The following is a 13,228-nucleotide window of genomic DNA, read 5'->3' as shown; positions in this document are numbered from 1 at the left end:
GCTCACCCCCCCTTTGGCAAAAAGAAGTCGATGAAATGAATCTCAAGTTCAGTCATAAAATTTTGTTGGCCGCGTCAGGCGTCGTGGTTCTAGCCTTCGCGTTATTTACTCTTTACAACGACTACCTGCAGCGCAGCACCATCAAGCAGAACCTGGAGTCGTCTATCCAGCAGTCGGGTGAGCTCACCGCCAGCAGTGTGCAGAACTGGCTCAGCGGTCGGATATTGGTGCTCGAAAGTCTGACGCAAAACGTTGCCCACCAAGGCAGTGCGGCTGACCTCCCGGGGTTGGTCGATCAACCGGCGTTCACCTCGAACTTCCAGTTCACCTACGTTGGTCAAACCAACGGCGTGTTCACCCAGCGTCCCGACGCAAAGATGCCTGACGGCTACGACCCTCGTCAGCGTCCCTGGTACAAGCAAGCGGTGGCTGCCGATAAGCCCATGCTGACGCCGCCCTATATGGCCGCAGTGGGTGGGCAGATCGTAACGATCGCCATGCCGGTGAAAAAGAACGGCGAGTTGCTCGGTGTGGTCGGCGGTGACCTGAGCCTGCAAACCCTGGTGAAGATCATCAACTCGGTGGACTTCGGCGGTATCGGCCATGCGTTCCTGGTCAGCGGCGACGGCCAAGTCATCGTCAGCCCTGACGAAGACCAAGTGATGAAAAACCTCAAGGACATCTATCCAGGTACCAGCGTCCGTATTGAGAAAGTTAACCAGGAGGTCGTCCTCAAAGGTCAGGACCGCATCCTGTCGTTCACGCCTATCAGCGGTTTGCCCGGTGCTGATTGGTATATCGGTCTGTCGATCGATAAAGACAAAGCCTATGCACCGCTGGGCAAATTCCGCACGTCCGCGTTGATCGCCATGCTGATCGCTGTTGTCGCGATTGCGGTGCTCTTGAGCCTGCTGATTCAAGTATTGCTGCGCCCTCTGACCACCATGGGCATTGCCATGCAGGACATCGCCCAGGGTGAGGGTGACCTGACCCGCCGCTTGACGGTTACCAGCAAAGACGAGTTCGGTGAAGTGGGCAGTGCGTTCAACCGGTTCGTAGAACGTATCCACGCCTCGATTTCCGAAGTGTCTTCAGCAACGCGCCAGGTGCATGACCTGTCCCAGCGTGTGATGGCGTCCTCCAACGCTTCGATCATAGGCTCTGACGAGCAGAGCGCACGTACCAACAGCGTCGCCGCAGCAATCAACGAGCTGGGCGCCGCTACTCAGGAAATCGCCCGTAACGCCGCTGACGCCTCACAGCACGCCAGTGGTGCCAGCGAGCAGGCCGACGATGGGCGCAAAGTGGTTGAGCAAACCATCCTGGCAATGTCGGAACTGTCGCAAAAGATCAGCCTGTCCTGCACCCAGATCGAAACGCTGAACGCCAGCACCGACAACATCGGCCACATCCTTGATGTGATCAAAGGCATCTCCCAGCAAACCAACTTGCTGGCATTGAACGCGGCAATCGAAGCAGCACGTGCTGGTGAAGCCGGACGCGGGTTCGCCGTGGTCGCCGATGAGGTGCGTAACCTGGCTCACCGTACCCAGGAGTCGGCTGAAGAGATTCATAAGATGATCACTTCGCTGCAAGTGGGCTCGCGTGAGGCGGTGACCACCATGAATGCCAGCCAGACCTCCAGCGAAGAAAGCGTTCAGGTGGCCAACCAGGCCGGTGAGCGCCTGGTCAGCGTAACGCAGCGAATCGTCGAGATCGACGGCATGAACCAGTCCGTGGCCGCCGCTACTGAGGAACAGACTGCCGTGGTGGAAACCCTCAACGTCGACATCAACCAGATCAACCTGCTGAACCAGCAAGGTGTGACCAACCTCAACGAAACCCTGAAAGACTGCGATGCGCTGTCTCAACAGGCCAATCGGTTGAAGCAGTTGGTCGATAGCTTCAAAATTTGATCTGCTGAGTGTGTAGGAGCGAGCGATCTCGCTCCTATCGCTTACCCAGCAAGCGGCGAACATTCTCCAGGGCGCCATCGGCGAACCCCTGCACAAACTGCTCAAATCCCACCTGTGCTGCGTCTAAGGGCTCGGCAATGATGGTCCAGGTTACCCTGGAGCAGTGCTCTCCAAGAGCGTCTACTTTGATTGCCGCCCACAGCCTGGCCACGCCCAGGGTGTTGTAGATCGTGGTCCAGGTCATGTGCATCGCGTGCTCATCCCAGCTATTTAGCTGTTCCACCACTCGGTTGCCATCGCGGAAAAATTTCGTGCGTAAGGCGCCCACACCGGTGCCGGTCATTTCGATATGCGTCAGGGCCGGTATGAAGGTATCGAAGCCTGCAAACCGTCCCACCGTGTTCCATAGGCGGGTGGCATGGCAGTCGATCACCACAGAGGCCACGATCGGCCGGCCGTTTGGGTTATGAATTAACGTATCGGGTTGCAGCGGTTTCATGAAGTTGTCCTGAAGCGGTTCAGAGAAAGCCGATGGTCTTAAGGTAATTGCAGCCTCTACTCAGCAGCGCCGCGTTCTTTTCGGGGTACTGCTCGCCCATCTGCTGGACGCCGTGTTGTGCGTTGTCATGACGGATCATCAACGTGTCGCCAATGTCTTCATCCAGTCGATCCAGGTAAAACCCGATTACGCCAAACAACGCATTGTCCTGGCCCGCTGTTCGCAGCGCCTGCTGCCAACGCGCAGTACTCACCCGTTCGAACCGATGGCCCGCCCGGCTGAACGCATCCAGGTAGTGATCCCAGCTCAATGGCTGTGGGTTGTGCAGGTTGAATACGCTTCTGTCCGCTTCAAAGCGCGTGCAGTGGTAAGCAATGAATCGAGCCAGGAAGTCCACGGGCATTAGGTCGAAATTCAGATCCAGCCGAGGCAACATTCCCAACTGCAGAGACCCCTTAAGCATCAGCATCAGGCGATTCTTCTGCGGCTGGCAGACACCGTTGCGACTGTTGAAGCTGATATTTCCAGGGCGATGGATATTTACCCAGGCACCTTGCGCGACCGTACGCCCCAACACTCGCTCGGCTGCCCACTTGGATAGGTTGTAGCCATTGCGGATATACAGCGGCAGGGTGGTCGCAGCCGGTGCTTCTAGCACATACCCTTGCGGGTCGATGCTGCTGGACGCCGACAACGTTGAGACAAAGTTGAAGACCTTCTTGCAGCGGGTCTCGCACAGGCGCAGGCATTCGAATATGGGTTCAACGTTGTCTCTGGCCAGTGACGCATAGTCCATCACGTGGTTGACCTGCGCCGCGTTATGCACCAGCACGCCAAAGTCTGCGGCGAGCGTGTCATACACCTCGCAGGTCAAACCCAGTCGCGGCAGGCTGATGTCGGCGGCGACTACCCGTACCCGGCTCAAGTCCAGGTGTTCCAGGTGGTATTCGCGCAGCGACTGGGTAAAGCGTGCCATTGCAGGCTTCCCCGGCATCTCACGTACCAGGCATGCCACCTCGGTTACACCAGAGGCCAGCAATGCTTCGACAATATGGACGCCGACGAAACTGTTGGCCCCCGTCACAATCACTTTGTGCGGATCACCAGCGCAATTCCTATGCAAGGGAGTGATCACCCAATCCCGTTGGGCATCCAAGACTGCCTGGCCAGAGGATGCGTCGGGTGGTTCTCCGTCCTCCATCAGCGTTGCGAGCGTACGAATCGTCGGAACTTCAATGAAGTGGCTCAACGCGAAACTACGGCCAAATTGCTCGCGTACACGCAACAAGAGAGTCGACAGCAAAATTGAATGGCCGCCCAACGCGAAGAAGCTTTCGTCGATGGACAACTGATGGCTGGGCACACCCAGCAGCTCGCTCCACACCTCGCTCAATCGTGCTTGAAGCGGTGTGTGTGCAGCCCGGTGCGCAGCGCTGAAAATCGGTTGGAAGGGGAGCGCCAGCAGCGTCTTCCGGTCGACCTTGCCGTTGTTGGTGTACGGCATGCCTGGCAGCTCCACCCAGAAACCGGGTTGCATATAGTCCGGTAACCGTTGGCGCGCATGCTGCTGTAGGGCCACCAGCGTGGCGCCGGGTGCGGGCTGGGCGACAAAGACGCAGATCCTGCTTTCATGGTCGATCACTACCGCCAGTTCGCGATACAGCCGGCTATTGCGTAGGCATTGTTCAATCTCTCGGGGTTCGACCCGGAAACCGCGGATCTTCACCTGATCGTCGCGACGCCCACCCAGCACAATCCCTTGGGCCGTCCACTGTGCCAAGTCGCCGCTGCGGTAGGCCCGCAGCGGTTGGCCGCTCGGCATCAGCAGTTCGACGAATGGGCTGTCAGCCTGATGCGGCGCATTCACATAGCCCAGACTTAATCCGGGGCCGACGATGTACAACTCGCCCATCACCTGTTCATCCACAGGTTGCAGATCGTCATCGAGTATCAGCACCTGGCTATTGGCGATCGGGTGGCCAACGTTGCGATTGTTGTCATCGGGTGCGAGCGTCCGGTGCGTAATCAGCACTGTGGTTTCGGTGGGGCCATAGAGGTTGTGAAGCTGACACTGCGCTGCCAGTCGCTCGACGACATGGGGTTCGCAGGCATCGCCACCGGTGAGCAGGTGCGTCACACCCAAGGGTTGATCCAGCGGCAGGATATTGAGCAGCGCGGGCGGTAGGAAGGCATGGGTAACGCACTGTCGACGGAGCAGTTCCACCAGTTGCTCAGGGTCGCGTCGTTGTTCTTCACTGGGCACGATCAACTGCGCACCTGCAATCAGCGCAGGGAAAATGTCGATCAATGACGAGTCGAAACCCAGGGGCGAAAACTGTAGAACGCGGCTCCATTCATCTGGCTTCATGCAGGACCCAAGCCAAGCAGTGAAGTGCGCCAGGTTACCTTGACTGAGGAGCACCCCCTTGGGCTGGCCCGTGCTGCCAGAGGTATAGAGCACCATGCACGGCATATCCGAGCAGGGCCGATTGTGCATCAGCGGATGAGCAAATTTGAGGGTGTGTGGCTCAACGGTGCTGACATCGAGTGAAGTGAAATGCGCCCGTAACTGGTGCTGGCCGGTATCCAGCAACACTTGAGCCCCGGCGCTTTCGAGCATGGTCTGATGCCGTTTAAGAGGCTGCTCAGATTCCAGTGGCAGGTACACCGCGCCACAGCCGAGCAGCGCAAGAATGCTGGCGTACAGTTCGATGGACTTTTCCATGCACACGCCAACTATCCACGGCGTTTCAACAGCCTCCAGCAAGGGCTGTAATCGTTGCTGGATTGCTATGGCTTGAAGGTGCAACTCGCGGTAGGTCACCGTGTGCCCGGCGATATTCAGAGCCGTCCGGTCAGCGAAGGCATAAAGGCTGGACTGGAGCTGTTCGATCACAGGCACCTGGGCTTTCTGGATCAGGTTGGGGTCTGCCGTACGATTGAATCGGTGCATAAAGGCCAGCGTCTCCAGCCCCCGCAAGCTCTGCTCGGGCCAGTCAGTGGCAATCGCACTCGTAGAGAGAGCCCCGGGATCACGTGAAAAACCACTGACGAGCAGCGCGACCCAGTCCACCACTGTGTCTGTGACCTGCCGACGCAGTCGCTGGCCGTTACCACTGGGTTCTTCGGCGATGTCCAGCACGGCAGACAAACGTCGCTCACGGTCATAGGCGCGCAATTGCAACAGGGGCAACCCGCAATCGGTTACCGGACCGACCCCAAGGCGCAGACTTATACAGGAGGCTTTGCCCACGTCATCCGGCAACGGCAGGCTACCGTCTTCAATCCACAGGTCGATGTTCTTATCGCCCGACACATGCCCGTATTGCTCCAATACGGGCCTGATGGCGCCAAGTGCCTTGCTTGTTCCGAGCCAGCCGATTGTCAGGCACCTCATGGCGACACCGGCAGGTAGTCGTTCAGCGCCTGCGTCACACTTGGCGTTTGCAGCAAGCCGCTGTGTTGCAGGAAACCCATGATATTGCCCATCAACGGGTGCTGGCGGGTGATGGGAAACGCCAGCGCTGCGACTTCATCGCGCAGCTTCCCGCGTAGGCGGTTGCTGATGTCGAGGTGCTCGATCAGTTGCAGGTCGAAGTTTTTCTGCAGGTCGTTGGTCAGGTAATGCGCCAGGAATGTGGGCAGTACCTGAGCGATGCTGTCACGGTCGTCCGGGCTCGCGGTTTGCCAGTAAATACGCACCAGCCGGGTCCAGAACTGCGCGTGGCGGCCTTCGTCAAACAGGTGGTCGGCCATCAAGCCACGAACAGAAGCTTTGACACTGCTGTCCTTAGAGAACGCTGCGACATCGTGGGTTACGGTGTTTTCGGCGATAGCCACGCCAATCAGTTCCACAGCATCGCTCAAATGAGCGGGGGCCTGCGCCTGTGCCGCCGGCAGCGCACGGCTCAGTTCGATATGCTCCGGCAGGTCGAGCGGTTGTATGCCGGTCATTTCCACTGTCTGTTGCAGGAAATCCAGCGCTACCAGGGCGTGGTAGTCCTCATCCACCACCACCGTCATCGCATCAACGCGACAGGCTAGGGGGAAGGGTAGCGAGAAGCGATTCTTGGCAATATTGCGCGCAGTTTTTTCGACGATTTCGGTTTCAAAAATGACCACGTCGTTGATGAATTTGTAGAAGCTTTGCACCAGCACGAAGTCGCGCCATTGTGCGCAGTGTTCAACAAAGGTCTTGCTGAGTACCATGGGCTGGCGGCACATCGGATAGATCAGATTTTCATCGTTTTCCAGCAAGCGGCGAGGGCGTGTACGGATGGTCGCGCGGCGTTCCCAGTCGTCGGCGATGGGGGTGTAGCCCGCGGTATTCATGGGCGCACCTCTTGCAGCGCGGCCCGCACCTCGTCCCAGAACGTGATACGGCTTTCTACGGCGGCGAGGGCTGCTTCGTCGGCTTGTTGCGGGTAACTCGGAGCCACTGCCAGCAAGCGTTCGAGCAACTGCTCAGCTGCCGGCCCATGATGCTCAGCGTCTAACTCGACGTGGCGCTCGAAGTAGCCGCACAAGGTGGGTGCTTGGCGATGGATAAACGTATCAGTCTGCAGGATGCGTTCGAACATGCGTGGGACGACACACTCACGGCCATGAAGGAATACGGCGGCTACACAATGGGTGGGTGCGTTCAGTGCCATGTGCAATGTGTCGCTGACAAAGCGTGCAGCACCAGCAGGAGCGTCTGACATGCTCAGGGCAGTATTTGCATCAACGCCTTGGTGTTGCAGTGCAATGAAACGGTTTATCGACGAGGTGCTGGCGCCGACTTCGACCATGGCTTCCAAGTACAACTCGAAGTGGCTGCAATAGCCTTGCCTGGGGTGTGAGTCTGACTCTTCGCCCAGCACTATCTCATTGATCAGGCGTGCAGCGTTCGGGTCGGCCGGTGGCAGCCAAGGCAGGCGAGTGCATGTCAGGTCCTGTTGCAGGCGTTTGGTGAGTGTCATGAAGTCCCAAACTGCAAACACATGGTGCTCCATGAATAGTTGTAATTTTTGCCGTGAGGTTATTTCCAGAAATAACGGATGGTTGCACAACTTCAGTTTTCTTTTTTCAAGTAATGGTGGGTACATGGTTGATGCCTATGAGTTGTTGCGTCTGCTGTTTAAGCAGTATTGGGTTGTTGTGAGTGGCAAGGAGATAAAGAGATATAAGCCAGACTTGGCGCGCACAAACGCTCGCGCGATTGGGGCTGCGCCGTCGAGTTAAGTGTCTGGTTTAGTGGCGGTGGATAATAAGCGGGTTAAACAAGTTGGTAAGCATATGAATGCATTAGATGTTTTGCTAAATAATATTAGCTGTCGGCAACTTGCATTATAAGAGTGAGAAGTTTCTTCGGCGCGGGGTGTGCTACCTGATCAGGTAGGAAGCCCCGCAGCTCTGGAGCGTCAAGACGAGAGACCTGGCGCTTTGTTATGGGGTGTTTTTTACAGTGGTATTCGGGCTGTTGAGATAGGCTGTGATCACTTCCATTCCGCGCATCAAGTGATTACGCAGTGTCAGGATGCTTTCGTCGGTTTTCCTCTGCGCCACAAGGTTTAGCAGTTCACGGTGATCTTCCTGGGATGTCTCACCCAGCCCCATCGCTTCTAGGTTGAAACGCAGGAAGCGCTCTTCCTCATTTAACCCGTGCTCTACCAATTTGAGCAGCCGTTGGTTAGGCGCCTTACTGTAAAGGGTCATGTGAAACAGGCGGTTGAGACGACCGATCTCGGTGTAGTCCTTTTCCTGTTCGAGGGCACAAATGAAATTCTCTGCATCGGCCAGATCTGCTTCGGTCAGCAAGGGAATCGACAAGCGTAGCGCTTCAGACTCCAGCAACAGTCGCAGCTCATAGGTCTCAGCTGAGTTGTCTTCGATCAACGGTGCCACGACGGCGCCCTTGTGGGTGACCACATGCAGCAGTGACTGCGCCTCTAACTGGCGCAAGGCTTCACGCACCGGCATGCGGCTGACCCCGAACAGGCTGGCGAGCTCCTGCTGGCGCATGGCGGTACCGCAGGGCAACCGGCCATCAAGGATGGCATTGCGCAATGTTTCTTCAATCACGGAGCGAGCGAGATGGGCGGGAATAGGACCGCTGATCTTGATGCTGTTCAAAGGGTTCGGCTTCTGCGTCACGGCTACGCTATCCTCCTTATTCAAAGAGTGGTGGCTAATTGGATCCAATGCACACTAGTGGCTGCCAATAAGCTTGTCAAACGGCCACGGTTTCGGCTTGTAAGCGTTTCAACGCGGGGCTCCGGCGGCCCACATCCGAGCTTTCCGGGGTCTTACACGCTGCTGCCATGTTGCGACATTCCCGCATATCGATATTCATTAACGGTATTTAAAATGCCGTTCTTATACCTATAAAGTCACTCTCCTGTCTGACCGGGAGTGAACTCATGTCTGCCACCTCTACTGTTCCAACAGCGATCTTTTCCGCCCAGGATTTCGAGGTTCGCCCGCTGCCCGGCAGCGTCGGTGCGGAGATTATCGGTCTGGACCTGTCCCGGCCAGTCAATGACCAGGATTTCGCGCGTATTCATCGCGCGCACCTGGATCACCATGTGGTGGTCTTTCGCGACCAGCGCATCACCCCCGAACAACAGATTGCCTTCAGTCGCCGTTTTGGCGTGCTGCAGATCCACGTACTCAAACAGTTTCTGCTGGCCAACCACCCGGAAATCCTGATCGTTTCCAACATTATCGAAAACGGCCAATCCATCGGCCTGGGCGACGCGGGTAAATTCTGGCATTCGGACCTGTCCTATAAAGAACTGCCGAGCCTTGGCTCGATGCTCCATGCGCAGGAGTTGCCCTCTGAAGGGGGCGACACTTTGTTCGCCGACATGCACAAAGCCTGGGACCAACTGCCCGAGCACCTGCGCAACGCTGTCGAAGGCCGCAGCGCCGCCCATTCCTACACCGCGCGCTACAGCGAGACCAAGTTCGAAGGCAATTGGCGCCCCACGCTTACTCCCGAGCAGTTGGCGCAAGTCGCAGAAGTGGTACACCCGATTGTGCGCACCCACCCGGAAAACGGCCGCAAAGCGTTGTTCGTCAGTGAAGGGTTCACCACCCGTATCGTCGGCCTGCCGGAAGACGAAAGCCGCGATCTGCTGGCTCAGCTGTACGCCCACAGCGTGCTGCCGCACAACATCTATCGCCACCAATGGCAGCCTCACGACCTGGTGTTCTGGGACAACCGTTCGCTGATCCACTTGGCCGCCGGTTGCCCGAGCCATCTGCGCCGCAAGCTGTTTCGCACCACCATCCAGGGCGACGCGCCTTTCTGATTCGGAGCATGACCATGTCCAGGAACATTCCATTTGCACGATTGGCCGCCACAGTTGGATTGGGTATCAGTCTGTTGGCGGGCAGCCTCGTCGCTCCAGCAGCGGCCCAGGCCGAAGGCGAGATCCGCATCGCCGAACAATTCGGCATCGTCTACCTGCTGCTCAACGTGGTGCGCGACCAGAACCTCATCGAGAAATACGGCAAGCAGGAAGGCATCGACATCAAGGTCGACTGGACCCAACTTTCCGGTGGCGCGGCAGTCAACGATGCGCTGCTGTCCGGCTCCATCGATATCGCCGGTGCCGGTGTCGGTCCACTGCTGACCATCTGGGATCGCACCCACGGTAAGCAGAACGTCAAGGCCGTAGCGTCCCTGGGTAACTTCCCGTACTACCTGGTCAGCAACAATCCCAAGGTCAAGACCATTGCCGATTTCACCGACCAGGACCGTATCGCCGTGCCTGCGGTGGGCGTTTCGGTACAGTCGCGCTTCCTGCAATACGCCGCTGCCAAGCAGTGGGGTGATAAGGAATTCAATCGCCTCGACAATTACACCGTCGCCGTCCCGCACCCTGACGCCACCGCCGCATTGATCGCAGGCGGTACTGAACTGACCGGGCACTTTTCCAACCCGCCATTCCAGGACCAGGCCCTGGCCAACCCCAATGTGCATGTGGTGCTGAACACCTATGACCTGCTGGGGCCGAACTCACCGACGGTGTTGTTCGCCACCGAAAAATTCCGCAACGACAACCCGAAAACCTACAAGGCCTTTGTGGACGCGTTGACCGAAGCCGCACAATTCGCCCAGAACGATAAGGGCGCCGCAGCCGACACTTACATCCGCGTGACCAAGGCCAAAATCGACCGCGCCGAGCTGCTCAAGATCATCGACAACCCGCAGTTCGAGTTCAGCGTCACGCCGAAAAACACCTACCCGCTGGCGGAATTCCTCTACCGCGTCGGCGCCATCAAAAACAAGCCTGAATCGTGGAAGGACTACTTCTTCCAGGACGCCAAGCCCCTGCAAGGAAGCTGAGATGAACGCGCCCTTGCAAGGCCACACGGCCAGCAACCTGCACACCGCCGAGCCGTTGCTGGCGGTGGATAGCGTCAGCCTCGAATACCGTACTCCCGAGCGCGTGGTACGGGCCACGCACCAAGTCAGTTTCGAGATCGATCCGGCTGACCGTTACGTGCTGCTGGGCCCTTCGGGCTGCGGCAAATCCACGTTGCTCAAGTCCATCGCCGGGTTTATCAAACCGTGCGAAGGCGAGATTCGTTTGCTGGGGCAAAAGGTCGAACAACCCGGCCCGGACCGCATTGTGGTGTTCCAGGAATTCGACCAACTGCCACCGTGGAAAACCGTCAAACAGAACGTGATGTTCCCACTGTTGGCGTCCAAGACCCTCAAGCGCCGTGAGGCCGAAGAACGCGCGCTGCACTACCTGGACAAGGTGGGCCTGAGTGCCTTCGCCGACGCTTACCCCCACACGCTTTCCGGCGGCATGAAAGCCCGTGTGGCCATCGCCCGCGCGCTGGCGATGCAGCCGAAAATCCTGCTGATGGACGAACCCTTCGCCGCCCTTGATGCCCTGACCCGGCGAAAGATGCAGGAAGAATTGCTGCTGCTCTGGGAGGAGGTGCGCTTCACCTTGTTGTTCGTCACCCACTCCATCGAAGAAGCACTCGTGGTGGGCAATCGCATTCTGTTGCTGTCCCCCCATCCGGGGCGCGTACGTGCAGAAATCCACAGCCATCAATACGACCTGCACAGCTTGGGCGGTGTGGACTTCCAGGCGTCGGCGCGGCGTATTCATCGCTTGTTGTTCGATGAAACCAGCGCAGCGGAGCCCGAGTTGGGTTTTGCCGACATCCGCATCGCTTACTAAGGGGGCAACCCATGCGCCAGGAATATGAAGTCACCCTCGAACCGCTGCTCAGTGTCCCCGTGGAGCGCGAGTTGCCCCTGCGCCAACGCCTTTGGCAACAAGGCTGGCTGCGCAAGGGCCTGATCCTGATCGTGCTTGCGATCCTCTGGGAAGTCGTGGCGCGCTATCAGAACAACGACCTGCTGCTGCCGAGTTTTCTGCAGACTTTTAACGCGCTGTCCGACGGCCTGCTCAGCGGTGAACTGCTGAGCAAGGTGAGTATCTCGCTGGTGGTGCTGATCAAGGGTTACCTGATCGGCATAGTGCTGGCCTTTGCGCTGACCACCTTGGCCGTGTCGACCCAATTGGGCCGCGACCTGCTGAGCACCCTGACCTCGATGTTCAATCCACTGCCGGCCATTGCGTTGCTGCCGCTGGCGCTGCTGTGGTTTGGCCTGGGCCAGAACAGCCTGATTTTCGTGCTGGTGCATTCGGTGTTGTGGGCGCTGGCGCTCAACACCTATTCGGGGTTCCTCGGTGTGTCCGAGACGCTGCGCATGGCGGGTCGCAACTATGGTCTGAAGGGCATGCGCTTTGTGCTGTTTATCCTGATCCCGGCTGCACTGCCGTCGATCCTCGCCGGCCTGAAAATCGGCTGGGCGTTTGCCTGGCGCACGCTGATCGCCGCCGAGTTGGTGTTCGGCGCCACCAGCGGCAAGGGCGGGCTGGGTTGGTACATCTTCCAGAACCGCAATGAGCTATATACCGACAAGGTGTTTGCCGGGTTGGCGGTGGTGATCCTGATCGGCCTACTGGTGGAAAACCTCGTGTTTGAGACCTTCGAGAGGCTCACTGTGAAGCGTTGGGGCATGCAGCGCTAAACAGGAATGATTGCTCTTTGTCCGACGTGAACCTGATAATGCCGGCCGAATTCGACGCTGCTCCGGCGTCGGATAGGCTTGGTAAAAGGATTTACGACGATGCGTTTTTTTGTCTTGGCTGCGGCCTTGTTGCTGTCGACCTCTGCGTTGGCCGAGTTCATACCCGAAACGGTATCGATGCCCAAGCCGGTCTACCCTGGCAACCTGACTAACACCCAAGGGCATGCGCGCATCAGCCTGAACATTCACAGCGACGGCACCGTCAGTGACGTCAAAGCACTCAGCGCCACCAAGCCGGAGTTCGGTGAGGCGGCCGTGGCTGCAGCCTCAAAATGGCGCTTCAAACCCTGGACGGTGAATGCCGATCGGCCAGAGGTAATCGATGCTCAGAACGACATGATTTTCTCGCCCGTACCGACGAGTGAAGAAAGTACGCGACTGACCTTTACGCAAACCACCTATCAATCCTGCAGCGCGTTGAACGAGGAAGTCAGCCAGTTCCGGCGCGATCATCCCTCCCGGCCACTGATCGCCATGAAGAGCTTTGCCATTACCCGTGTGGCAGTGATGTTCCCGGCGTTAAGCGGTAAAAGCGACTACAACGAAGGCCTGTCCAAGGCCGACGAGCTTGAAAGCGCTCTGCCGGACATCGTGCGCAAATGCCAGGCCAATCCCAAACGAACCTACGCCGACTACCTGCCACGCAACCTCAAGCGTTACCTCTAAAGCCTGCTACGATTGCGCCCAGTTCACTCCCTTCTGATC

Annotated in this window: 11 protein-coding genes; 6 read left to right on the top strand and 5 right to left on the bottom strand. The window is 58.0% G+C overall.

The features are described from left to right. Positions 1-35: 35 nt before the first annotated feature. Positions 36-1,916: a methyl-accepting chemotaxis protein gene (locus ACVWXD_RS24055; RefSeq protein WP_032884796.1), complete on the top strand. Its 1,881-nt coding sequence runs from the start codon at positions 36-38 to the stop codon at positions 1,914-1,916. Between the two features lie 34 nt (positions 1,917-1,950). Here ACVWXD_RS24055 and ACVWXD_RS24050 read toward each other — a convergent pair whose 3' ends face one another. From ACVWXD_RS24050 to ACVWXD_RS24030, 5 genes are all read right to left on the bottom strand, one after another. Continuing rightward, positions 1,951-2,415 carry an SRPBCC family protein gene (locus ACVWXD_RS24050; protein WP_032884798.1) on the bottom strand — a complete coding sequence of 155 codons (465 nt, stop codon included), beginning with the start codon at positions 2,413-2,415 and terminating at the stop codon, positions 1,951-1,953. Between the two features lie 19 nt (positions 2,416-2,434). Further along, the gene (locus ACVWXD_RS24045; RefSeq protein ID WP_457371409.1) at positions 2,435-5,812 is read right to left on the bottom strand and encodes an amino acid adenylation domain-containing protein; all 3,378 of its coding nucleotides are present in this window, start codon (positions 5,810-5,812) and stop codon (positions 2,435-2,437) included. Further along, entirely contained in the window at positions 5,809-6,747 is a 939-nt protein-coding gene (locus ACVWXD_RS24040) for a diiron oxygenase (RefSeq protein ID WP_401380262.1), read from the bottom strand. Before ACVWXD_RS24040 ends, ACVWXD_RS24045 begins: the two co-directional genes overlap by 4 nt. Beyond that, positions 6,744-7,502, bottom strand: coding sequence for a DUF3050 domain-containing protein (locus tag ACVWXD_RS24035; protein WP_122756784.1), 759 nt, complete (start codon positions 7,500-7,502; stop codon positions 6,744-6,746). The genes ACVWXD_RS24040 and ACVWXD_RS24035 overlap by 4 nt, the downstream gene beginning before the upstream one ends. Before the next feature lie 340 nt (positions 7,503-7,842). Then, positions 7,843-8,550 carry a GntR family transcriptional regulator gene (locus ACVWXD_RS24030; protein WP_032884807.1) on the bottom strand — a complete coding sequence of 236 codons (708 nt, stop codon included), beginning with the start codon at positions 8,548-8,550 and terminating at the stop codon, positions 7,843-7,845. A 266-nt stretch (positions 8,551-8,816) separates the two neighbouring features. Here ACVWXD_RS24030 and ACVWXD_RS24025 point away from each other — a divergent pair, with 266 nt between their 5' ends. The 5 genes from ACVWXD_RS24025 to ACVWXD_RS24005 all read left to right on the top strand — a co-directional run bounded on the left by ACVWXD_RS24025 (position 8,817) and on the right by ACVWXD_RS24005 (position 13,189). Further along, entirely contained in the window at positions 8,817-9,710 is an 894-nt protein-coding gene (locus tag ACVWXD_RS24025) for a TauD/TfdA dioxygenase family protein (RefSeq protein WP_260368170.1), read from the top strand. Positions 9,711-9,724: 14 nt separating this feature from the next. Continuing rightward, positions 9,725-10,750: an ABC transporter substrate-binding protein gene (locus ACVWXD_RS24020; protein ID WP_457371408.1), complete on the top strand. Its 1,026-nt coding sequence runs from the start codon at positions 9,725-9,727 to the stop codon at positions 10,748-10,750. A 1-nt stretch (position 10,751) separates the two neighbouring features. Then, positions 10,752-11,603: an ABC transporter ATP-binding protein gene (locus ACVWXD_RS24015; RefSeq protein WP_032884813.1), complete on the top strand. Its 852-nt coding sequence runs from the start codon at positions 10,752-10,754 to the stop codon at positions 11,601-11,603. Positions 11,604-11,614: 11 nt separating this feature from the next. Beyond that, positions 11,615-12,463 carry an ABC transporter permease gene (locus ACVWXD_RS24010; RefSeq protein WP_260368171.1) on the top strand — a complete coding sequence of 283 codons (849 nt, stop codon included), beginning with the start codon at positions 11,615-11,617 and terminating at the stop codon, positions 12,461-12,463. 99 nt (positions 12,464-12,562) lie between these two features. Continuing rightward, on the top strand, positions 12,563-13,189 hold the full coding sequence (locus ACVWXD_RS24005) for an energy transducer TonB (protein ID WP_099602097.1): 627 nt from the start codon (positions 12,563-12,565) through the stop codon (positions 13,187-13,189). Positions 13,190-13,228: the final 39 nt, after the last annotated feature.

This window comes from Pseudomonas sp. TE3911, from assembly GCF_054062775.1.
The sequence above is the reverse complement of the archived record's forward strand: the minus strand, read 5'-3'. Positions and strand labels throughout refer to the sequence as shown.